General features: G+C 49.8%; 23 protein-coding genes and 1 pseudogene. 17 read left to right on the forward strand and 7 right to left on the reverse strand.

The features are described from left to right. Positions 1 to 137: 137 nt before the first annotated feature. Positions 138 to 728, reverse strand: a complete 591-nt coding sequence (locus ON064_RS09195; protein WP_274624517.1) for a transposase — start codon at positions 726 to 728, stop codon at positions 138 to 140. 433 nt (positions 729 to 1,161) lie between these two features. Between ON064_RS09195 and ON064_RS09200 the strand changes: the two genes are divergently transcribed. The 6 genes from ON064_RS09200 (at position 1,162) to ON064_RS09225 (ending at position 8,413) form a co-directional block, all read left to right on the forward strand. Next, positions 1,162 to 2,124 carry a N(5)-(carboxyethyl)ornithine synthase gene (locus tag ON064_RS09200; protein ID WP_274624535.1) on the forward strand — a complete coding sequence of 321 codons (963 nt, stop codon included), beginning with the start codon at positions 1,162 to 1,164 and terminating at the stop codon, positions 2,122 to 2,124. Between the two features lie 203 nt (positions 2,125 to 2,327). After that, on the forward strand, positions 2,328 to 2,537 hold the full coding sequence (locus ON064_RS09205; protein WP_274624518.1) for a hypothetical protein: 210 nt from the start codon (positions 2,328 to 2,330) through the stop codon (positions 2,535 to 2,537). Positions 2,538 to 2,624: 87 nt separating this feature from the next. Next, entirely contained in the window at positions 2,625 to 6,755 is a 4,131-nt protein-coding gene (locus ON064_RS09210; RefSeq protein ID WP_274624519.1) for a tetratricopeptide repeat protein, read from the forward strand. A gap of 108 nt (positions 6,756 to 6,863) precedes the next feature. After that, complete coding sequence (locus ON064_RS09215; protein WP_121298082.1) at positions 6,864 to 7,106, forward strand: hypothetical protein; 243 nt, start codon at positions 6,864 to 6,866, stop codon at positions 7,104 to 7,106. A 96-nt stretch (positions 7,107 to 7,202) separates the two neighbouring features. Further along, entirely contained in the window at positions 7,203 to 7,565 is a 363-nt protein-coding gene (locus ON064_RS09220; RefSeq protein WP_274624520.1) for a rhodanese-like domain-containing protein, read from the forward strand. Between the two features lie 212 nt (positions 7,566 to 7,777). After that, positions 7,778 to 8,413 carry a hypothetical protein gene (locus ON064_RS09225; RefSeq protein WP_274624521.1) on the forward strand — a complete coding sequence of 212 codons (636 nt, stop codon included), beginning with the start codon at positions 7,778 to 7,780 and terminating at the stop codon, positions 8,411 to 8,413. Positions 8,414 to 8,471: 58 nt separating this feature from the next. Here ON064_RS09225 and ON064_RS18465 read toward each other — a convergent pair whose 3' ends face one another. Continuing rightward, positions 8,472 to 8,777 carry a TIGR04104 family putative zinc finger protein gene (locus tag ON064_RS18465; protein WP_407951603.1) on the reverse strand — a complete coding sequence of 102 codons (306 nt, stop codon included), beginning with the start codon at positions 8,775 to 8,777 and terminating at the stop codon, positions 8,472 to 8,474. Positions 8,778 to 8,828: 51 nt separating this feature from the next. Further along, positions 8,829 to 9,140, reverse strand: coding sequence for a TIGR04104 family putative zinc finger protein (locus ON064_RS09230; protein ID WP_274624522.1), 312 nt, complete (start codon positions 9,138 to 9,140; stop codon positions 8,829 to 8,831). A 256-nt stretch (positions 9,141 to 9,396) separates the two neighbouring features. Between ON064_RS09230 and lexA the strand changes: the two genes are divergently transcribed. Next, a complete protein-coding gene (lexA, locus tag ON064_RS09235) occupies positions 9,397 to 11,823 on the forward strand; it encodes a transcriptional repressor LexA (RefSeq protein ID WP_274624523.1) in 2,427 nt (808 codons plus the stop codon). Between the two features lie 32 nt (positions 11,824 to 11,855). Here the strand turns inward: lexA and ON064_RS09240 are convergent, their stop codons facing one another. Together ON064_RS09240 and ON064_RS09245 are read right to left on the reverse strand one after the other, a co-directional pair. After that, entirely contained in the window at positions 11,856 to 12,152 is a 297-nt protein-coding gene (locus tag ON064_RS09240) for a TIGR04104 family putative zinc finger protein (RefSeq protein ID WP_274624524.1), read from the reverse strand. A gap of 46 nt (positions 12,153 to 12,198) precedes the next feature. Beyond that, complete coding sequence (locus ON064_RS09245; protein ID WP_274624525.1) at positions 12,199 to 12,672, reverse strand: PH domain-containing protein; 474 nt, start codon at positions 12,670 to 12,672, stop codon at positions 12,199 to 12,201. Positions 12,673 to 12,805: 133 nt separating this feature from the next. On the opposite strand from ON064_RS09245, the gene ON064_RS09250 reads away from it, so the two are divergent. The 6 genes from ON064_RS09250 to ON064_RS09275 all read left to right on the forward strand — a co-directional run bounded on the left by ON064_RS09250 (position 12,806) and on the right by ON064_RS09275 (position 17,456). Continuing rightward, positions 12,806 to 12,988 (forward strand): hypothetical protein, encoded by a 183-nt coding sequence (locus tag ON064_RS09250; RefSeq protein ID WP_274624526.1) that lies wholly within the window; start codon positions 12,806 to 12,808, stop codon positions 12,986 to 12,988. Between the two features lie 357 nt (positions 12,989 to 13,345). Continuing rightward, positions 13,346 to 15,082: a cell wall-binding repeat-containing protein gene (locus ON064_RS09255; RefSeq protein WP_274624527.1), complete on the forward strand. Its 1,737-nt coding sequence runs from the start codon at positions 13,346 to 13,348 to the stop codon at positions 15,080 to 15,082. Then, the gene (locus ON064_RS09260) at positions 15,024 to 15,347 is read left to right on the forward strand and encodes a hypothetical protein (RefSeq protein WP_274624528.1); all 324 of its coding nucleotides are present in this window, start codon (positions 15,024 to 15,026) and stop codon (positions 15,345 to 15,347) included. Before ON064_RS09255 ends, ON064_RS09260 begins: the two co-directional genes overlap by 59 nt. 51 nt (positions 15,348 to 15,398) lie before the next feature. Beyond that, a complete protein-coding gene (locus ON064_RS09265; RefSeq protein ID WP_274624529.1) occupies positions 15,399 to 15,860 on the forward strand; it encodes a VanZ family protein in 462 nt (153 codons plus the stop codon). 79 nt (positions 15,861 to 15,939) lie between these two features. Further along, positions 15,940 to 16,170, forward strand: a complete 231-nt coding sequence (locus tag ON064_RS09270) for a hypothetical protein (RefSeq protein ID WP_121298072.1) — start codon at positions 15,940 to 15,942, stop codon at positions 16,168 to 16,170. Positions 16,171 to 16,325: 155 nt separating this feature from the next. Further along, positions 16,326 to 17,456, forward strand: coding sequence for a GGDEF domain-containing protein (locus tag ON064_RS09275; RefSeq protein WP_274624530.1), 1,131 nt, complete (start codon positions 16,326 to 16,328; stop codon positions 17,454 to 17,456). A 91-nt stretch (positions 17,457 to 17,547) separates the two neighbouring features. On the opposite strand, the gene ON064_RS09280 is transcribed toward ON064_RS09275, so the two are convergent. Further along, entirely contained in the window at positions 17,548 to 17,949 is a 402-nt protein-coding gene (locus tag ON064_RS09280) for a DUF2512 family protein (protein WP_274624531.1), read from the reverse strand. Positions 17,950 to 18,139: 190 nt separating this feature from the next. Between ON064_RS09280 and ON064_RS09285 the strand changes: the two genes are divergently transcribed. From ON064_RS09285 to ON064_RS09300, 4 genes are all read left to right on the forward strand, one after another. Continuing rightward, on the forward strand, positions 18,140 to 20,095 hold the full coding sequence (locus tag ON064_RS09285) for an LTA synthase family protein (protein WP_274624536.1): 1,956 nt from the start codon (positions 18,140 to 18,142) through the stop codon (positions 20,093 to 20,095). 81 nt (positions 20,096 to 20,176) lie between these two features. Continuing rightward, complete coding sequence (locus ON064_RS09290; RefSeq protein ID WP_274624532.1) at positions 20,177 to 21,367, forward strand: MalY/PatB family protein; 1,191 nt, start codon at positions 20,177 to 20,179, stop codon at positions 21,365 to 21,367. A gap of 63 nt (positions 21,368 to 21,430) precedes the next feature. Further along, a complete protein-coding gene (locus ON064_RS09295) occupies positions 21,431 to 22,048 on the forward strand; it encodes a flavodoxin family protein (RefSeq protein ID WP_274624533.1) in 618 nt (205 codons plus the stop codon). Positions 22,049 to 22,469: 421 nt separating this feature from the next. After that, entirely contained in the window at positions 22,470 to 22,751 is a 282-nt protein-coding gene (locus ON064_RS09300; RefSeq protein WP_274624534.1) for a hypothetical protein, read from the forward strand. A gap of 48 nt (positions 22,752 to 22,799) precedes the next feature. On the opposite strand, the pseudogene ON064_RS09305 reads toward ON064_RS09300, so the two are convergent. Beyond that, a pseudogene (locus tag ON064_RS09305) lies at positions 22,800 to 23,086 on the reverse strand (MBL fold metallo-hydrolase); the annotation flags it as partial.

Consider the following 23,086-nt stretch of genomic DNA (forward strand, 5'->3'; position numbering starts at 1 on the left):
TGCTTTTTAAAATTGTGTGGTGCACAGGGACAGAAAAGAGAAGCTAAGGCGAAAGAATCCCTGCGCCACAAGGAAATGGTCTGGAATGCGGAGCGGAAATTGTGTGGCGCACAGGGACAAGTTGCAAACCAACAACACTACAATTCTTCCGTTTTCACATCTTCTTCCACTTTTTGTTTGTACTTCAAGCAATATTGGCAATAAGCGGCGGTCGTTTTGTCGTGTGGATAAGGCATGATCGTGGAGAGAAAGCTGCGGTCTAAAAACGGAGGGGCTGGGAGGTCCTCATCCCAGTAATACGGAAACGAGCTGTACGGATAATGGTCCAAGCGTTTGACCATGGGCGTGGAGGTCTGGATGGGGTTGCGGTGGATATAGCTGCTGACGACCAATAACCCATAAGCTGAAGCAACTTCCTTGGCAGAATAGCGTTTCTGATAGATGCGCCCGACATGGCCGTAACGCTTGCTGTAAGAGTAGCTGTAGCGGCGATTGATCATGGCCATGATTTTGCTGAGCGAATCCTCTTTCGGTTTAATCAAAATATGATAATGGTTGGTCATGAAACACCAGGCGAGAATCGTGAACGGGTAGCGATTGTGTGTGTAGAACAAGGCCCGCTTCAATTCGTTCATGTCTTCTGGTGTGCCGAATATGGGCTGTCGGTTGTTGCCTCGCATGATGACGTGATAATAAGAATCCGGGTTGAACTCGCGCCGTCTGGTCACAAGGCGTCACCTTCCGATCTAATGGCGCCGTGATGAGTGGAGGAGGTATCGTGCAGCGGAGAGCTTTGGTGGATAGAGGCTAAAGAGCTTGCGTGGCGTGATGAAAATGGCTGCGGGGAAATGACGGCTGTGCTTATAAAGATCCCTTCCTTCTATAAAAATTGTAATCTCGTTTAGTATAATCGACCGGTGAAAAATAGTATACAGAATAGTGTGTCGCTCAAATTGTGTGGCGCACAGGGACAAGCGCACACCGAAATGCCGCTATCACGCGAATCCTGCCCGGTAAATTGTGTGATGCACAGGGACACCACACTCCCAAAAGAGAACACAAAAATCACCGCTGTCAGAATACGCTGTTGAAAGGGTTTTCATGATAATATGAGATTAACGGCTTTGCCGAGAGAAAATGGGGGAATGGATTTTGAAGACGATGGGTTTTGTAATTAGCCGCAAGAATAACGAGAAGCGGCGGGCGATTTTGCCGGCAGATTTGAAGCAAGTGGCACATCCGGAGCGTTTGTATTTTGAGCAGGGATACGGCGAGGTGCTGGGCCTGACGGATGAGGATTATCGTGCGATGGGCGTTCATATCGCCACGCGTGATGAAGTCTTGTCTTGCGACGCGATTGTCGATGTGAAATTGGGCTTTGCGGATTATTTCGATCAATTGGAAGACGGGAAGTTGTTGATCGGTTGGGCGCATGCGATCCAGGATGTTAAGTTCACGGATGGCGCGATTGCTGGCAAACATACGGTCGTCGCTTGGGAAGAGTTATTCGAAGGCGGGCGTTATATTTTCTATCGCAACCGTGAAGTAGCAGGAGAAGCGGCTGTGCTGCAGGCTTATCAGCATTGTGGCAAGATGCCGTACGAGACGCGTGTCGCGATTCTCGGAAACGGCCATACGGCAAAAGGCGCAATGCGCATCCTTCATGGACTCGGTGCGGAAGTGGACGTTTACGGCCGCCGCGCTGAAGCCTTGTTCCGCGAGAAAATGGTCGATTACGATGTGCTCGTCAACTGCATCATGTGGGACACGACGCGCACCGACCGCATCATCTACCGCGAAGACCTGAAGCGCTTGAAAAAAGGCGCGATGATTATCGACGTCAGCTGCGACCCGGAACTCGAGATCGAAACCTCGACACCGACGACGATCGACAACCCGGTCTACACTGTGGACGGGATCATTCATTACGCCGTCGACAACACGCCGGCGATGTTCCCGCATACGATTACGAAAGTACTCAGCACCGGCTTTGCGCCAATGCTCGACGAGTTACTTGAAGGCCATATTTCCGAAATGGTCCAGAATGCCATCGTCATCGAAGACGGCATCATCAAAGATTCTCGCATCACCGAGTTCCGCCAAGCACGCGGATTGACCGTCTAATAATAGAAGAAACCGATGATCCGCCTTTGTCACGTCGACAAGGGCGGATTTTATTATGCCGCTATCTTTTGAAATAGTCATTGCGGCCTAGAACTCGCCAATATATAATAAGTTGATTGGTTTATCTCTTGATAATGAAATAGATTTCTGATGAATTTCGGGGTTAACCCTGCGTGCTGAATAGATAATTTAGGAGGAATGGCATGAAATTGTTTTGGTCTATACTTTTCAGCTCGCTATTGGGCTATATATTGTTCATGTTCGGGCCGTTATATGGCGGGATATTGGCTTTTGGCATCCTGTTCGGCTGTATGTTCAGGGGGCTTTATTTATTAAGCCAGCTCCATAAAAAAATCTCGCAGGCCACGATCGAGAAAACGCTAGTTCCGCAAGAATCCCGGCGAACCATTTAAGGAATGGTTGTGGAAATGAAAGAAAGATAACCTGTTTACGAAAAATGAATATCCATATTATAGAAGAAAACCAAAGGGGATAGAGAGATGATGGCGACTGTTCACATCGAGACGGCGGATGATTTGGTCCGTGTTATCGGGGAGTTATGGAAGAAGAAGTCGCTGCGTGCGGCAAAGGAGTTTTTGGCCAGCATTCCGAATGAAGAGGAATTTTACCGCTTGATCCGCATGGCGGATGAATCCGATTTGTACGGCTATAGCAATTTGCTGGCGACGGTGAGCTATAAGCGTTTCGGAAGCTTGCGTTCCTATGCATGGCATTGCGTGCGTTTTATGGAAAACGGGCGCAGCCTGGAAGCAGAGGAAAGGATCTTGGCCCGCCTGCAAGGCATTCATGCCGATGCTTATGAAGACGAAGAATTGATGCATGCGCATCATTTATTGATGAAAGTTTATTGCCAATTAAACCGTATCCCAGAGGCTGCCGAGCAATTGGCGCGCATCGAGGAGCTTGGCGGGGCGCGCCCGGACCAGCAAGCGTTTTTCGCCATCCATAGCGGAGACTGGGAACTTGCGGAACAGACGCTATTGAGTGCGCTGCCGGATACAAACAGCCGCTGGAGCACCAGCATCCACTTGTTGTATGCGGACCTATTGGCGATGCGAGGGGCGCCGGAACAATCGCTTGAGTTATTGATTCAAGCCGCTTCCGTATTTCCGCATGTCCACGCTTTTCGCACGGAACAGATCGCCAGGCTGCATCAGCTGGGCCGTTTTGAAGAAGTCCTGAATGAAATGCAGGCGGTTCTTGAAGTTAATCCTTTTCATTCGCGCAAAAAAATGTTCATCCATTTAACGGCGCATTGCTTGTACGAACTGGAGCGTTTCGAGGAGCTGGGCCATTGGATTGCCACGCATCCCCGCGAGCTGAAAGACAGCCTGTATACGAAAGCTGAAATCAAGCCGACTGGGACACATAAAAAGCTGTCCTTGACGCCTGAAGTGCAGAAACTCAATTATTGCGTTCCGGCTTCGCTGTCGCTGATTTTGCAGGCGTTCGGGCGTAAGGCGACGCAAGACGACATCGCCGCGCACGTCTTTGATGTGACGGGTTCGAAATTGCAGACGACGATGTCTTATATGGAAACGCTTGGCTTCACTGCGCGTTATTTCAAAGGAACAATCGAACGTTATAAAACTTTCATCGACGCCGGCGTTCCGGTGCTGCTCAGCATGATGATCGAAAACAGCGCGCACGTGCAGGTCGTGGTCGGATACGACGACCGCCTGCAAGCGCTCGTCATTCAAGACCCGAATGACTTAGGGCCGTTCCTCGTCGCTTATGAAGAAGTGCCGAAAATGTTCCGCATGACCGATTCCCTGAGCGTGGCGTTTGTGGACGATTCCCGTAATGAATTGCTGGAGACGTTGGACCCGGCGGATCACCTGTTCTTTAAAGAAATTTATGAACTTCTCGATGTCGAGCCGCTCAATGAAGCGCAATTCGTGGACTTTTTGGAGCAGCACGAAGAACAGCGCTATGCAGCGGTGATCGGATTGACGATGGCGCTTGCTGGCCAGTCCGTCGAATGGCATGAAAAGTGGCTCGAACGGCTGCGGGCGGAGTTCGACGCACATGATGCGGAACTGGAATTACTGGAAGCGCATCTGTATTTCCAAAAAGATCAAGGCAGTAAAGCGCTCTCCGCTTTAACAGAACCGGCACACGCGAGAAGCCCGTATGCCCTGTTTTTAAAAGCGGCCATTTCCATGAATGAAGGAAAAGTGGAGCAAGCGATTCCTTTATTGAAACGGTCGATCGAACTCGACCATTACCAGCCGCTCGCCTATAGCCATTTGGCGCGCTGCTATTTGGAAGGCAGCCACATTTTCCAGGCCTATAAATGGTCGAAGATCGCGATCGGCCAATTGCCGGAAGACATGTACGCACAAATTACGCACGCCCTCATCCAGTATGAGTACGGGGCTGTCGAACAGGCGTACCGCCGCTTTGCCGAATTGAACCAAAACCATCCGGAAGATGGCTATTTCCCCTATGAAATGGGCCGTTGCCTGCAAGCGCTCGACAAAACGGAAGAAGCCTTGGAGCAGTACCGCCATGCACTTGCACTGGATTCAGAACAGCCTTTTGCGTATTTGCGCATGGCCGAACTGTTCATGGAGAAAGAACGCTGGGCGGAAGCGCAAGAAATCATTGGAGACGCCTTGAAGAAAGAGTTGAATCAAGACATTCTTCACTCGTATCTGGGACATATCGCGATCGAACAGCAACAATTCGAACAAGCGGAGGCTGCCTACAGGCGTGCGTATGAACTGGATCCCACGGATTTGTTCACGCCTATCCACATCGCGCAGGCTCTATACGGCCAAAAGCGCGGCAAGGAAGCGTTGGAGTTTTTGAAACAAGGGCTGGAACAGGCCGATGCCGGCTACCGTCTCCGAGCCGCCGAATTGATCTTGGAACAAGCAGAGGACGTAGCGTCTGCCGGGGAAGCCTTGAAACTTATTGAAGACGGATTTGAGCTTTCCAAAGGCGAAGATTTGTATATGCTCGCTGAACGTTATAGTGAGTTCGGTGCGGCTCCAAGCTTACGCCACCGCGCCATCACTGGATTGAAAAAGTTGCGCAAAATCGGCGCGCCGCAAATTCTCTGTTTGGAAGCGGAACTTCACGAATTGGCCGGCAATCCGCGTTTTGCGAAGCATCTGTACAAGTCGGCAGGGAATTTCCCGTTAGCGCTAGCCAAACAAGGGCAGTTGGCGGAGACGAGTGGGGACATTGGCCAGGCAATTGCTTATTACGAGCAAGCGGCTGGACAGGAAGCTGGTTATGCGCCGGCGCTTGGCGGGTTAGTGCGCTGCTACCGGGAAACTGGGAAAAACCAAAAAGCATTTGCGGCAGCGCTCGATTTTATCGCAGCTGAGCCGTTATCCGCTGTCTTGCCGGACTTAGTTGGATTTGCTGCGATGCCTGCCGATATCGAAAAATTAAACCGTTTGCTCGACCGGATTGAAGACCAAGTGCCGGCGGAGTGGTTGTATGCCGCACGGGCACATGTCCATGAAGCAGCGGGCGAACTTGAGATGGCGGAGACATATTTCCACAAGGCAAATGAAGAACCGAACGCTTTCCCGTCGCGTTTCCAATATGTGCAATTTTTGAATCGCCACGGCGAACATAAACACGCGCTGGACGAGCTCAAGCAGCTGCTTTTGGAAACGCCGGAAGAAGAGGAATTGTACGGCGAATATGTGCTGACACTGGAAGCGCTTGGAAAGATTCCGTTCCTTAAGCGCAATTTGCAGAAATGGCTGCCGGCAGATGGCCAGGCAGCCGCATATGTGCTTGCAGCCGAGTCAATGATGGAGCGTCTTGAACAGTTGGAAGAACAACCGCCTGCTGGCATCATCAAACGCATGCGCCACCGCAGCAAACGCTTGATGTTCGCAAGCACTATCATCACCTTGTGCGAAACCGCCGCCAAGCTGGCACCGGAGAGTGAAGACGCAGCGATCCAGTTGGCGCAGTTTTATTTGAACCGCGGCATGGTAAAGGAAGCGGTCGATGAATTGAAACCTTATGCGAAAACGAAAGCACCCGGAGAAGCGCAGCGCATGCTGATTTTTGCCGAACTTCAATTGGCGGAAGAGACCGGCAAGCCGAAGCATTACGAAACGGTCATCCATCGCTTCCATGAGTATGGGGAGGCGGCGCCGCTCGATGCGGAAATGCTCGCCTGGTGGAGCGAAGCGCTGGAAATTTTAGAGGATATCCCGGGCGCACTCGAGAAATTAGATGCCGCCATTGCACTGGAACCCTTCAATCCGGACCTTTATATTCGCAAGTGGAATGCCTTGGAGTCGATGGAATGCGAAATGCGTATGGAACTAGAAGACAATTTGCCGGAAGAAATGCATTACGCGGAATGGTTGATTCTCGCAAGGGCGTCGAGCTATTCGACGAAACGCCACGGGCAGCGGGCAAAAGAGATGATCGAGCCACTGCTTGCGGATATGCCGGGCTTTGTGCCGGCGAAGTATGAACTGGCCCGAGCGCAAGCAGCGAGGCATCAGCCACTGGCCGCAAAGACGATTCTAAAGGAACTACTCGAAACGGAAGAGGCTTCCGCGATTTGGGAGATGGCAGTGGAAGAGGACCTATTTGCATCCTTTATTGTGGAGCTTTCTAGTCCATAAAGAGGAAAAAAGTCTCTCGTGCAATTATTCTGAATATGATATTGTGGAGTAGCATAAGACTGCACGGATTTCGAGCCACGGACCACAAACCTGAAAGGGGCGTTCCGTATGAAGTTAGAGAGTATCCGCACATTTTTATCCACGCTTCTCGAATATCGCGGCGTGCGTATTACCCAGACTTTCAACTCCGAAGACGGCAAAACGCTTATCGTTCAGTGTGAGCCAAGCACAGGGGGATTGGTCATTCGCGACATGTCCAACGGCATGGCGTGGGAATACAAAACGCTTGAAGAAGCGACGCAGTTCATTGACAGCTATTTGCATCCAGAGACACCCAAAGTCAACGCCTGAACAGTTTTGTTCAGGTGTTTTTTTGAACTTATAAATAGTAATCAACGACGGAATTTCATACAATTCGAGTAGAACGATAGGAAAGGGAGACGCAAGATGAAAAGAATGATGGGCTTGATGGCGGTATTGCTTGTGTTGCTGCTTTCGGCATGCGGCAATGGCGAATACGAGACGATTGCGATTGAGGAAGTGGCGGCGAAGCAGGAGGCGGGCTATACGGTGCTCGACGTGCGGGAGCCATATGAGTACGAAGAGGCGCATATTGTCGGCGCGGAGAACAAGCCGCTCAGCACGCTTCGGGAAGAGGAATTTTCCGGCTTGTCGGAAGATCAACAGTATGTGGTGATTTGCCAGTCGGGTAACCGTTCCCAGGAAGCGAGCGCCATTTTGAATGAAGCAGGATACGATGTAGTGAACGTATCGGAAGGCATGTCGTCGTGGGAAGGCGATGTAGAGTGAGGACCGCTCTTTAGCGGTTCTTTTTTAATATAGATTTTAACAGTAAATTTTGTGTAGTGGAGATTGTACTGCAAGGGATAGGTTTGAGATTTGCAACAAATCATCCCAGTTAATTGTAAGAAAAGTGAATCTTTTCAATGGTGAAACCGTATAGTGGCCATAAGCTTTCTTCAAAGTTTGGTTTTCATTCCAAAGAGGAGGGAGGAATAGTTATGGTGGGCGGACTAAGTCAATATAGGAATTTACTAATATACGCAGGGATATTGCTTTTTCTAGGAGCGATATTGGTGGGCTGTTCAACAGAAGAATCGGCGAAGAGTACGGAATCTGAAGAAACTGCCGAATCAACGGAGACGGCTGAACTTGAAGACGGGATCGATGAAAGCGAAAAAGCAATCCGCGCGGTTATCGAGAAAGAATTCAATGGACCGGATGAAAAGTACAGGGATTTATGGAACGTGATGGCTGAAAAGCACCCTGTTGATCCGAGTGAGGAAGAATATAACGAATTTCTAAAATCCCCTGCATACACGAACTTAACGGATTATATGGAAAAAAGTTACGCGGCGTATTTTACTGACAATGGTTATGATAACTTTTCCAGAAGCGGCGCATTCTACTATAGTTTTAGTGATAGTGACTATCGAATAAGCACTTCGGACATCGATGTTGTACAAAGCGACAACGGCGATACGCTATACAGTTTTACATTTAAAGTATTATATGAACCAGCAGATGACGAAGCGGATGAATATGATTTCGAGGGCAGGGCGATTGCACCGGAAGAAGGCAAAATCGATAAAATTGATTTCAATGATAAAGATCAGTTAATCGAAGACCTCAGATAGAAGCAATTTTTAAAACGCAGCCAATAGCAGCTGCGTTTTTTTGCGTTCAAATCAATTTTTAAAACCGTCGTTTCGTATTCGATAACTTGAGAAAAAACGGTATTAACAAATAGGCAATCGATACATAAACAATAAAGAAAAGTATAAGAAGCGGCCAACCAACTTCCATATAGATAAGCAGATAATTGAACACCAGAATAAAAGGGATGAAAAATAGCATAGAACTCCAGAAATTCGATTTACCTGATGCATATTGGACAGTATGACAGCTTCGACATTCTTGCTTCCCTTTGAGGCTGAGCTTGAACATATCCTTCCAGCCCCATTGGAATCCGCAATTTTGGCAACGAGCCATGAAATTCATCCTTTCTGTTAATCAATTATGCATAAGATGTAAAGACTTTAAATCAGTCAACTATTCGACCGTTTTGCCAAAGCGTTTGTACGTGTTCGATAGTTTGCAGAAGAAAGGCATCAACATAAGGGCGATCGGCATGTAGATGACAAAGGACAGAATGATCAACGGCCATCCGATTTCGTAATAATACCGCAGCACGTTCATCGGTATAAGGAAGACTATGCTAACGAAAAAGGTGATCCAGAAGGTTGATTTAGCTGATATGTATTGTCTTTTATGGCAATTCGGGCATTCCTTCTTTCCTGTCATACTGAGCGTCATGACATCTTTCCAACTCCATTTAAAATCACAGTTTTGACAGCGGGGCATAAAATACTTCCTTTCACTCCAGTATTTTTAGTTAGTTAAGTTTTATATACCCTCGATTTCAGAAGTAATCCAAATTATTGGGAATAAAATATGAAATCAGGCCTGTGAATGAATGGAAAGTCGAAATTCTCGGCTTTTTCTTTTCGTTCCATAATTAAAATCCATATTCACGCCTATATATGCAGCAAGACCTTGCTATTGCATGACAATATTCTTAGAATAAAGGTATAAGTTGTAAATGGGGAGGGTGCGGGGTATGAAGTTGAATATGGAGCAGCGGCGCATTGTGGAATTGGAGCCGGGCGGGCCGATGTTGGTCAAAGGGGTGGCCGGATCGGGCAAGACGACAGTGGCGATTCGGCGGATCCATTTCTTGATGGACCATTATTGCCACGAGGAAGATGACCAGATTTTATTGGTGACGTACAACAAGACTTTGCTCAATTACATAAAATTTCAATACGAGCGTTTGGCCGATGCACAGGCAGGGGAAGCGGAGCGGCTGTTTGCATCAAATGCGGAAGTGAAGATCGCGACGATCGATTCGCTCATGTACGGGCAGTTCATGAAATACTTGCAGCGCACGAAACGCAAACTGGCCATTGCGCCGGGCGATAAGGAATGGCAAGTGCTGACGAAAGCGATTCACGAAGTGAAGAAATCCCATCCGGATGTGAAGCTGCTGACGCCGAAAAATATGAAGTTCTTGAAAGACGAGGCGGAGTGGATCACGTCTTGCGCGATGGTAGATATCGAGACCTATCAATCGGTGGACCGCATCGGGCGCGCTTCCGGAAATAGCGGGACGCCGCAGAAATTATTGAAGAATTCGCCGACCCGTGAAGCGGTGTTTGAAGTGGCGAGATTGTACCGCGAGCTTCTGGAAAAAGAAGGCCTCGTTTCATTCAAGCAAATGAACGAGCTGGCGCTTGATGAAGTGAGGCGCTCGAATGGCGGCAAGTATACCCATATCATCATCGATGAAAGCCAGGATCTGACGCGTGTGCAGCTGGAATTCCTGAAGGAGCTGTATAAGGAAAAAGCGCATTCTTCGCTGATGTTCGTGGCGGACAATACGCAAAGCATCTATCCGGATTCCTGGCTCGGCAAAGGGCGGCCGTATACGACGATCGGCTATGACATGAGCGGGAAATCGCGGACCTTGAGCAAGAACTACCGGACGACGACGGAGATTTCGCAAGCCGCTTTCGATTTGATCGAAGTGGACGAAACGATCCAGTCGAATGTCGATTTCGTCAAACCGGCGCTCATTGACCGCCACGGGCATCCGCCGATTTATCAATTCTTCATGCAGCCCGAGCAGCAAGTGGCTTTTCTTGCAGAGGAAATCGAGCGGCTTCGCGGCGATTACCGCCTGTCCGAAATGTGCATCGTTGCGCGCGGCAAGCGCTCCGTCGAAAGCGCCGCAGCGGATTTGGCGGCCAAAGGCATTGCGTGTGAGATCCTCCAGAGCAACGAGCCGGATTTCGAATCGGACAAAGTGAAGCTCGTGACGATGCATTCGATCAAAGGGCTGGAATTCAAAGTCATTTTCCTCATCGATTTGAATCAAGGCGTCATCCCGATGGAGCTTTACGATGACGCTGAAGACCAGAAGACGATCGATTCCGATGAACGCAAACTGTTGTATGTCGGCATGACGCGCGCGAATGAACTCTTGTATATGTCGTCGGTGAAAAAGCCGTCGAAATTCATCAAGGAAATCGACCGCAAGCATTTGCGCATGCGAAAAGACGCTGCGCTCCGCCCGTTCGAATCCATCAGCATGACCGATTACCGCTTGGCCGATCAATTGGTCGATTTGCATTCCAAAGAGGAACTGACCCGACAGTGGCTCATCCGCGAACTACACGAGACGTACGGCTATCCGTATGAACTCATGCAGCTCGAATACCCGGTCCAGCAATTTTCGAAAAAAGGCTATTGTGATATCGTCGTGGAAATTCATGCGGACGGCGAAGCGCGGCCCTATATCATCGCCGAAGTGAAACGTTTCGGCACGGGTATCGCCGACGCGGTAAATCAGCTGAAGAGTTATTTGGAAGCGGACAGCCGGGCGTTTTACGGAATCGCAACAGACGGCTTATCGGTGAAGATCATCGACCGGCAAGGCGAGGAAGTACAGGATTTGCCGAAATGCCAGGCGCGTTTTTTGCCGGACACGAAGCAGCGCAGCTTGTATAAAAACTTGAAGAACGGCCGCGATTACGAATACGCCCAAGAACCGGGTGCGGACATCGAAGTGCGCGAAGCGGGCGAAGAGGTGTTGATCCAAGTGCACGAATTGGCGGAAGTGCCGCTCATCGGAAACGTCGCGGCGGGCATTCCCGCGCTTGCTTCTGAAAGTTACGAAACGGCGCACAGCTTGCCGCGTGACTGGCTCGTGTCGCCGAAAGACAGCTTTTTGCTGACGGTGACAGGCGACAGCATGACCGGTGCCGGCATCGATAAAGGTGATATGGTTGTCGTCCACCAGCAAAATACCGCCTCGAACGGCGACATCGTCATCGCAGTCATCGACGGCGAAGCGACGATGAAAAAGTATATGCCGATGGGCAGCGAGATCCTGCTCGTTGCGGAAAATCCTGAATTCGAACCGATCATGATGCGCAGCGAAGACGTGTATATCAACGGGCGGGTCATTGGTGTAATGAAGAAATAGAAGGCATTAAAAAAACAGCCCTCGGGCTGTTTTTAAATACGTTTTTTCGTATTCGATAATCTATAGAAGAATGGCCCCATGACTGTACTAAGCGTCATGATAAAGGCGAATGCGGTAATTGCCAAAGGCCAGCTGAAACCGAAATCGGAAGTAAGATAGGAATACAGCAGCACAAAGGGCATGACGACCAAAAACGCCCCGAAGAAATTCCGGCCGCTTTTGACATATTGGTCTTTTTGGCAATTCGGGCAAGGCATGTTTCCTTTCAGGGCGACTTTGATCATGTCGCTCCAGCTCCATTTGAACCCGCAGTTTTGGCAATGTGGCATAAGGGGTGCTCCTTCCGATTAAAAACATTCTATTCTTTTCATCATACTATTGTTTTTCACTAGTGGATGCCTGGCCAAAAAATTTTTCATCAAGCTTCACATCAGGGCACCGTTTCTTCAATTCTGCTATAAACGCCTCCTGGTTTTCCGGCGAGATTTTCACGGTACCGAACATCGTCTTGTTGTTGATCAGTTCCAGCGCATCCCGCGATGACAACAATCGGTAGCCCGTGAAAATATCGCGTGTCGGGGTGATTTTCAAGATGCTTGTGTAAGGAATACGGCTTCTAAAAGGGCCGGCCTTCACGAGCAAATGCTGCTCCAGAAAAACGTAACGGATGGCGAATGTGATCCACAAGATGAGAACGGTGGTCACAAAGAAAGTAGCCGTGACGATCACGAAAGCTGAAAACGGCGCACCTTCGAATAACAATGGAATAAACGAAACGGCGGCGATGAACAGGATAGCTGCCAACATGAAACGGATAAAAAAAGAATCGATTTTCGAATGGAAAGTCATTTATGCTCACCTCTATTTATCTATACGGATGAAAGCGCTGAAAGCTTCATTTTTGGCGTACTTTTAAATGGAGTTTTATTATTAGACGGCAAGCGATGAAATTTGGTCTTAGAAAAACAAGGGGGAAGAGCACATGCTAATGAAAAATCTGAAAATAGCCTTAGCGTTTTTTCTTGTTTTTTCATTTAAGGATTTTCTTTCCGGCGATGAAATCCAATGGATAAACAGCCTAGTGTTCGCGGGTATCGTATTTGTGGTGTATTTATTTTGGGACTGGGCGAAAGAACCCTACGACTGGGATAAGCATAAACGATAAGCGATTGCGCACATTTTCCATGGTCCGTGAGTATTGTGCATATCCCAATTCGACTTAAAACGAAGCATTTCGAACAAAGCGTGAGCAAAGCCATAACCAGATACATCTTGCTCATCATGTCTCTCTGAAATCGCTAAGCCGGTATACAGCATCAAAGATTTGATGGTCAATAAAATCGAAGTGTATGCGCTCGGTATCACCCGGCCGCATCCGAAACGCGAAGAAACGGTATGAAGTCATATGCGCCCTGTCTGGATTCCGGCAATCCAGACAGGGTGTTTTCTCGTTTTTTTAACATTTCCTTAACCTTCTATTATTAAGCTGAAAGAAGACAGCCAGGAGAAGAGGGGGACGCACATGAAACAGGTTCAAATCGTAGGCATCGGCATCTTAACGCATGAAGCGCTCGCGGCAGAAACGGAGTACCGGGAGCTGGCCAAGTTTCCGGACGGCGTCAAGGCAGGAGAGCTTGCAGTGGTGGATGAACAAGTCATCGCAGTGCTCGAGAGCCAGTTGGGGCCGCAGGCGATCGTCAGCTATAGCGCAGAAGGCAAGGAATTGTGGCGCAAAGATCTTGAAGGTGCACAGTATGCAATCGGCGACCGGGCATTTGTCGTGATTTCCGGAAGTGAAGTGTCGGTGCATGATGTAGCGGACGGCAAAGAAACCGGGGCCTTTACGCTTGCAGACGGTTTTCGGATGAGCGGATCCGGTGCGGATGTCTCGCTCGATTCGGGGCACGTGATGATCACCGGCAACCTCGGCGCGCGCTTGCTCGTATATAAACTTGACGGCAAACCGGTCGCAGATGTGGCGGGCGGTGATTTACGGCAAGCGGCCATATCAAGCGGCCATTTGATGTATTTCGATGGCTCGGTGCTTCACGGCCGTACGCTTTCAGGAGGCAAGGAGTGGCAATCGCCTCATGTGCTGGAGCCTTATGCAGTGAAAGATGGCATCATCTACTATATTAAAGCACCAAACGAAGAGCTGATGGTACCGACCTTGATTGCGCGGTCGCTTAGCAAAGAACGAGTCGTGTATGAAAAAGCCTTGCCTGCTGCAGAAGAGGTGCGGCTGGCCGGGACCGACGCGGACGGTGCAATCGTTGAATTCGTGGATTCGGGCGAGTGGGCATTTTTGAACGCCGAAGGAAACGAGCGCTTGCGCAAGCCGATCCGCTCAGCTTCGTTCCGTGCGCTTGAGAGCCGCTACCGCCCGGTGGTGACGGAATCCGCACTGAGCCATCAACAGCAAAGCGATCACCGCTTGCTGTTGCTCCAGGAACAAGGCACAAGCGCGTTCGGCAATCCGTATCATCTCGGCGCTTTGCAAGTGATGGCACCAAATGGCGGTTTCAATAAAGTGCTGGAGCATTCCATCGAAGCGGCGGCGTTGTCTCCGTCCGGCGGGGCAGCGGTGCTGGGCGGCGGGAAGTTGAAATTCTATGATGCCAAAGGCAATCAAGTGGCCAAGGAGAGTGTCCCGCAAGGCAGTGAACTGCTCGCTTCCATTAACGACACGGTGTACGTCTACGGCGGCAGTGGCATTGCGGCGTATAGTGGAGAACCGGAACCGAAAGCGGCTGCAGTGAAGAAAATCAGCGGCGATGACAGCTACGAGACGGCGGCTTTGTTATCGGAGGCAGTATGGGATTCGGCAGAGACGGTCGTATTGGCGACGGGTGAAGGGTTTGCGGATGCATTAGCCGGTGCGCCACTCGCCTATCAGGAGGGTGGGCCTTTATTGTTCACCGAAAATGATGAGTTGAACGCGTCGGCCAAAGCGGAAATCGAACGTCTAGGTGCCACGAACGCCATCATTCTCGGCAGCGAACCGGTCATCTCGGATGCGCAGCTGGTGGAATTGGCTTTGATGGGGGTTGAGGCAGAACGCATCGGCGGCGCGAACCGCTATGAGACGGCGGCGTTAGTGGGCGGTCGTGGCGGACGGTGCGACATTCAAGGATGTTTCACTCGCGTCTGTCTTTGCGGCGCAAAACCAATACCCGATTTTATTGTCACAAGGCAACCGCATGCCACGCGAGACGACCGAAGCGATGAGGGGGCGCAGCGATATCGTTTTGGCCGCTGACCGATTGTCGATCGAAGCGCGAACGAAAGAGGAAGACGCCGAGCGCCGCGTCGCGGTTTTGGCGCCGGCATCGAATTTCACTGATGCCTTAGCTGGGGCGAATGCTGCCGCCAGGCGCAACGCTTCTTTGTATTTGATTGGCGATAGCGGCTTGACGAAAGAGCTGAAAGAGCAGCTGGAGCAGTATGAATCATTTTTGGTCGTCGATTCGGAAGGCCTGATCGATGAGGAAATGACCCGTTCGCTTGAAGCACTTGTTGATTGAGCGCACTAAGTTATAATAGAAGAACGACAAGAAAGAAAAGGATTTGGCAGGATGAAAAAGCAATTGCTGGCCTGGCTATGGCCGGTCTTATGGATGATTTTCATATTTGGGTTATCGCATCAGCCAGCCGGGGTTTCGGGTGGCATCAGTTCGGAAATCGTGCGGCAAGTGTTTGAAGCCATCGCATCGTTTGTCCCGATAGAGTTCGATACACTTCATACGCTGTTCAGGAAAAGCGCCCATTTCTTCGCGTATCTCGTGCTCGGGCTGCTATTCGTAAGGGCGCTCGGAAAAAGCGGGATGGCCGTGCAGCGCGCGGTTTTTGTGGCATTCACCTTGAGCGCGCTTTACGCAGCGTCCGATGAATTCCATCAATTATTCATCCCGGGGCGCAGCGGCGAAGTTCGCGATGTCTTGATCGACAGCGCAGGGGCGGCGACAGGTTTAGTATTGTACTGGCTTTTCGCCAAGTTCAAATGGCAACACGAGAAAAAGGCCGAAACCAGTTGGTGAGCGGCCTTTTTTGTTTTGTGCAGAACCGGTGTTTTTGAAGACGCACAACGGGAATAGAACAAGCAGGAGGTGGGCATCGATGAAAGATAAGCTAAAAGACAAGGAAGAGAAGTTTGCGGTAAGCACGGAATACCGCGAAAACTTAAAGCAGACGATCCAGGTTTTACAGGAACAGGTGGCGATCACCGAACAATTCGAAGACGATAAAGACGTCGACGCGATGAAAGGGAAACTCGGGGATCTCGTGAGAAAACACGAGGAGCTGGACGAGCAATCGCACCGCCTATCGAAACTATTATTGGACATCTAAGGAATGTGCCGCAGCGCTTAAAATGAGCGATTGCGGTATTTTTGTGGAATTAAATAAGTGTAAGTTCCTATCTTTCTATATGTTATTTCCAAAATATATGTACCAAAAGGCATTTCCTGCTAAACTTAAGAGACTGATAAGAGTGGGGTGTATTGATGGAGGCGTACTTTTTTTATTTCCTTGAAAATATGGCATTAATCATTGCGATGATGTATCTCGGCTTGAAAGCCCGGGAATATCTCGTGCCGAAACTGGCGGAATCGAGGAAAGCGCCACTGTTGAACGGCTTGCTGACAGGATTTTTGGCGTTCGCGATCATGTACAATCCTCTGCTTCACGAAGGGATGCGCATTGACCTCCGCGAAGCGCCGCTTTATTTCATCGCCTTTATCGGCGGCTGGCTGCCCGGTGTCATTGCCATGATCATCCCGTTCATCTACCGGATGATGATGGAAGGGCCGACGGTATGGCTCGGCATCATGCAGGCGATCTTTTTGCCAGTGCTCATCGGCAGCTTGTTCCATGACCGGAAAAACTACCGTCCGCCTTATGCGATGGTCAGCATCAAACGCATGATGCTCGGCTTTGCGGTATTTGAAGCGATCAAATCGGTGTGGATGGTGTTGTCAACGCCTGCGACTGCAGGGATGGCACTAATAATGGCCATGATGGCGGCTATTGGGGTATTGGCGCTGGGCTGGATCCTCAACGATACGCATCGCAACATCATCCGCTGGAAAGCGCTTGAACACGATTCGACTCATGACGTGCTGACGGGCTTGCCGAATCTTCGGTTTTTCCATGAAAAGGTGCGCCAGTTGAAATACCGGGGCGTTCCGATGGCAATCGTCATGATGGATGTCGATCATTTCAAGAATTATAACGATACACATGGCCATCCGGCAGGGGACAGCGTGCTCCGATCGCTCGGCCAATTGATGGAAGAATCGACGCGTCCGGGAGATGTCATCGCCCGCTACGGAGGGGAAGAATTTATCCTGTGCTTTACCGGAGTGTCTACTGAACGGCAAGCGTTCGAATTGGCCAATACCTTAAGAGAACGGATCGAAGACCATGCGTTCTACGGTGCTGAGCAGCAGCCGGGCGGGCGATTGACCGTATCGCTCGGAGCTGCGATTTCCGAAACGGAACAGCCGCTTGACGAATTGATCGAACAGGCTGACCGTGCGCTTTACCAATCGAAGAAGTCAGGGCGCAACCAAGTGACGGTTGCATCGATGAAAACAAGTATCGAAAAAAAATCCAGTTATCACGTGAACGCATGATTCCACTTGAAAAAGATAAAGAGTTGGCAGGATGTATGGACTGCTGGACATAAAAATGCTATCCCAGTTCCGTGGGATAGCATTTTTACGTTCAGCCCTTTACCGATTTGTATTCGTTATACCAAGGGACAACGCTGTGGTCGACATATTGGTGGAAGAACCATTCCCCAGCCGAGAGTACCAATGCGCTGACGAGAGCAGGGACGACCAGGGCGGCGAGTTCGCCCGTCAAGAGCCAGCCGACCAACAAGATGACGCCCAGTGCCATGATGAAATCCGTGAATGTCGCAATAGTGTTGCGGGTTGACTGGTTGTTCGGCTTGCCGGCATTCAAGAAAATGAGCATATCGCCGACCGCATAGGACAAGGCTGTGAGCGCAAGGCTGATCATCAAGGTATTCATGAAGCTGACATCAAATGCCCACGTCAAAACGATCAACAGGACAACGGTGATGATGACGAATTTAATAGCCAGTGCAATGAGATGTTTCATGCAATCCCTCCTTTTTTTAGAATGAAGTATAGGAATCTTTACCCGTTCCATTAAATTGATATGCGTGATTTTCATGTGAAAGAAAGAGTGAGTCGAAAAAATCAATAATTAATCAAAAAATGGAAATATTATTTTCTTGTATGGTAATATTATGAGAAAAAGAGAAAAGGGCGTTTTGTGATTGGAAAAAGTGAAAGCGGCTGGGAAATTTCTGCTCGGCCAATGGGATTATGCATTATTTGTTTTATTGCTGTTAGGAAAGGTGTATTATTTTTCGAATGTCAGCGGCACGCTGTTTACGACGCTCGGCCCATTTGCGTATGCCGAGGAATTCGTTTCTTGGCTGTTCGGAGGGGACAATGAACGGATTTTTGAAGGGGTGCTAATGATCAGCGTTGGGACGCTCCTGCTCAGCACGTTCTGGCTATTGCTTTTGCACGGCCGAAAACGGCTATTTTGGATGGCGATCACCAATTTGGTGCTGAGTTTCATCATTTTGGCGGATACTTTGTACTTCCGTTATTTCGAGGACATCATTTCCGTGACGGTGTTGATGCAGATGCGCCAAGTGGGCGATGTCGGCGAAAGTATTTTCGCTTTATTCCGCTTGAGCGATGCATTGCTTTTGGCGGACGTGTTATTGATGGCGATTCTCTGGCTGTTTATCAGCCGGAAAAAGGCGGATGTCCGCATGCCTTCTCGTTGGGCGAAAGTCGGGACGGCGCTGTTGGTGCTCGTGCTCGGCTGGCAGTTGACGGCGGTGCCATTCGCTAAATCGATGGAAGGCGGCGGCGCATGGCAGTTCAATAAATTGATTTCGAATATGCGGGTGTATAATTTCACCGGTTTGCTCGGATTTCACAGCGCCAATATCACGCGCTATATCGATGATAATTTCATCAACCGCAAAGTCTATAGTGAAGATGAAATCTCAGCGAGCCAGGATTGGTTTGACGCACGCAATGCCGAGCGCATGCCTGGCCCGTATTCCGGGGTGGCAGAAGGAAAAAACCTCATCGTCCTCCAAGTGGAAGCGCTGCAGAATTTCGTCCTGAACCGTGAAGTGAACGGGCAGGAAATCACGCCGAACTTGAACCGTTTGGCAAGGGAAAATCTCTATTTCCCGAACTTCTACGAACAGACGGCGCTTGGTCGGACTTCGGATGCCGAGTTCCTGTTGAATACCTCCTTGTATCCAACAGCTGAAGGTTCCGCTTATATGCTCCATGCTGAAAATACATTCGACGCACTTCCGGGCATTTTAAAGGAGCAAGGCTATGGGACCAATGTGTTCCATCCGTATAAAGCAAGTTTCTGGAACCGCTATATCATCTATCCACAGCTTGGCATCGACACGTTCTATTCGGACGATGACTTCGAGGAAGCGGAAGTGATCGGCTGGGCGATCAATGACGAAGCGCTGCTTGAACAATCACTCGAGGAGATGGCTGGATTTGAAGAACCCTTCCATTCGCAAATCGTTACTTTGACGAGCCATCACCCGTTCGAGATGCCGGAACACTTGCAACTGCTCAACACGGAAGGCTATAACGGCTATCATGACCGCCACTTCAAGAATTATTTGCAGTCGATTCATTATGTCGACCAGGCAATCGGCAAATTTGTCGATGGGCTCGAGCAAAGAGGGATGCTCGATGATACGGTGCTGGTCATTTACGGCGACCATAGCACAGGCATGACGTCGAATACGAAAAAGTTCGTGGAGTTCACTGATGCGGAAGACCCGCTCACTTATTTCGAAACGAATAAAAACGTGCCGCTTATTCTCCATATTCCAGGTACGGAACCGAAAACCTTCAGCCAAGTGGCAAGCCAGCTCGATCTGGCACCGAGCTTGCTCGATGTGCTCGGTGGCGACCCGGCACAGCATCATTTCATCGGCCGCAATATGTGGGATGCAGAAGGCGGGCGGGCGACATTCCGTGACGGCTCGTTCATCACGGGGGAACTGAGCTTTATCGCGTCATCCGACGGCATTTACGAAAACGGCAGTTGCTTCTGGCGAATGACCGGTGAAGAGTTGGGCGTCGAGGCGTGCGAAGAGCCGTTCAAGGAAGGCTCGAAAGAACTGCAAATCTCGGATGACGTCCTGCGTGGGAATTTGCTCAAGAAGTTCGAAGAGTAACGATAAGCAAAATTCACCAACTCACCGGATAGGAGCGGTACACTAGATGTGTTGAATCCATTCGAGAAAGGGAGTTTTTGCATGAACTATAATTTTGACGAAACAATTGAACGCCGCAATACCTATTCACTGAAATGGGACGGTGCGGAACTAATCAAGCAATTCGGCATCACCGATCGCTACGATGAGGACACAATCCCGCTGTTTACGGCGGATATGGATCTTCCGGTCGCGCAGCCGATCGTCGATGCGCTCCATAAAACGGTTGACCACCGCATTTTCGGTTACACGATTTTACCGGATACGTATTTTGAGGCGATCCAACAATATTTTCATAAGCGCTACGACTGGGCAATCGACAAAGAACACATCGTCTTCAGCCCGGGAACGGTGCACGCTTTGAATATCGCCGTGAAAGCCTTGACTGAAGCAGGCGACGGCGTCATTATCCAGCGCCCGGTGTATCCGCCGTTTACCTCCGCTGTAGAAGGCAACGGGCGAGTCGTGAAAAACAACGCACTCGTCTTGGATGAAGATGGCCGTTACTCGATCAACTTCGAAGAATTCGAGGAACTTGCAAAAGATGAAGATACGAAATTGTTCATCCATTGCCATCCGCACAACCCGACAGGACGCGTCTTCACGCCGGAAGAATCGAACAAGCTGGCGGACATCTGCAAGCGCCATAATGTGACGATCATCGCCGATGAAATCCACGGCGACTTGGTGCGCAGCGGCCAAACTTTCACACCGATGGTTCTGGCAGCAGATGAGACCGACCATATCATCACGTGCACGGCCATCAATAAAACCTTCAACGTGGCAGGGCTTCACTGCACGAACGTCATCATCGAAAACGAAAGCTTGCGCGAGAAATTCACAGCGGAACTCGGCATGCAATTGCCGACGCCGTTTACGGTCGCGGCACTCATCGCAGCCTATACAGAAGGCGACGACTGGCTCGGGCAAGTGAACGAATACCTTGATGGGACACTCGAATGGATGCAGGAATTTCTCAAAGAGCGTATGCCGAAAGTGAAAGTGCGCATTCCAGAAGGCACTTACGTCATGTGGCTCGATTTCCGCGGCTACGGAGTTGACGATAAGGAAATCCATGACCGCATCTACAACAAAGCGAATGTCATTTTGGAAGACGGTACGATGTTCGGCCCTGAAGGTGCAGGATTCCAGCGCATCTGCATCCCGTCGCCGCGCCCGCTGATTCAAGAAGCGATGGAACGCATTGCACGTGAATTCGAAGATTTAAACTAATGTTTTTTTCGTGCCGTTTCAGGGAAAGCTAGAGAGAGACGGAAAACGAAAGGACGTGCCTGCATGGCTTTGAAAGCAATATTCCTTAATTGTTCATTGAAGAGTTCAGAAGAAGAATCCAATACTGAAGGGTTCATGAAAGACGTTCAAACCCATTACAAAAAGCTTGGTGTCGAGTCGGAAATCATCCGTTTGGCGGATTATTACATCGCTTACGGCGTGGAGGAAGACATGGAAGACGGTGACGAATGGCCGGAGATATTGGAGAAAGTCAAAGATTCCGATATCGTGATCATCGGCACACCGATTTGGCTCGGAGAAAAAAGTTCGCTTGCGACACAAGCCATTGAGCGCTTGTATGGCTCAAGCAGCGTGACCAACGATAAAGGCCAGGCGATTTTCTATAATAAAGTCGGTGGAGCTGTCATTACCGGCAATGAAGATGGCGCGAAGCATTCAGCAGCATCGCTGTTATACGGCTTGTCGCATATCGGCTTTGTCATCCCGCCGAATGTGGATGCGTATTGGGTCGGGGAAGCCGGTCCAGGGCCGTCGTATTTGGAAGCGGGGCATGGCAACGACTTCTCTAAATCGGCGATTCAGCGCTTAGCGTATAATACGTACCATTTAGCGAATATGCTGAAAGAGAATCCGATTCCAGCAGAAGGCAATACATTATAAAACTTGGCCCTTTCTCTTTTGAGAAGGGGTTTTTGTATTGGAATAAGGAAAGAAAAGATACATATAAATGCTGGAGACTGCGTTTCAGAGAAGCTAAGATCGCATTAAAAGATTTACAGCGGAACTTTTCTGGCGTGGAGATTCCGCTGCAAGGGGCACGCTTGGGGCCCGCAGGATGCGGGTCATGCAGCTGAAGCGACAGGACGTCGCGTTTTCAGCTGCCCGGGTTGGTGGGCGTCGAGCCAATGTGCCGCAGAGAGCGCGGCACATTTGTCTCGCCAGCCCGCGCGGTCCCTCAGGCGTCGGCCCCTTTCCGCTTCATCTCTAAGGAAAGCAAGTTCAACCTTGTTCTTTCATTCATATGCAAAAGTAATTATGTTCTAGAATGGCGAAAATGGATTAGGAAAGAGGTGAGAAGTATATGAAAACTTTAGCAGGTTTTATTATTTTGATGGGAATTATCTTGTTGTTTGCGGATGCTGAGTTGCTTGCGCCTTTGGGGGAATTTGCGGGGTATTTCATTGGCGGCGGCTTGTTGTTACTGGTGATTGGCCAGCTTATGGGGAATCGCGAGAAAAATTGGCTGTGCCGGATTGGGTTTCATGATTTTGAGCGCCAGGAGCGGGTTGAAGAAGTTCCCGCTATGCGCTGGTATCGCTGCAAGCGCTGCGGCAAGGAAAAACGTGCGGCGTCGATTGTCTAATTTTTGCATAGGAAAAGCCAGGAATTCAGATTCCTGGCTTTTTGACAATTAAAATTCGAATGCTTCGCCGTCTTGTGGAACATGCAATTTATCAGAGAATCCTTGCTCGTCTGCAAAAGCTTTTAGGTCTTTGCGCGACAAGGCCCAGTGGTTGACCGCTTCCATATGGCTCGCGATCAATGTCGCTTGCGGCGCCGCTTTGTGCGTTTGTAGGACGTCTTCCTTGCCCATGACAAGCGAGCCGCCTTCTAGGAATTGGTTGTCGCCTGCGTTCAGGACGATGACTTCCGGCTGGTGAGCGTCAATTTCTTTTTGGACGCCTTCGTACCAAACGG

Source organism: Planococcus sp. A6, from assembly GCF_028823615.1.
GTDB lineage: Bacteria > Bacillota > Bacilli > Bacillales_A > Planococcaceae > Planococcus.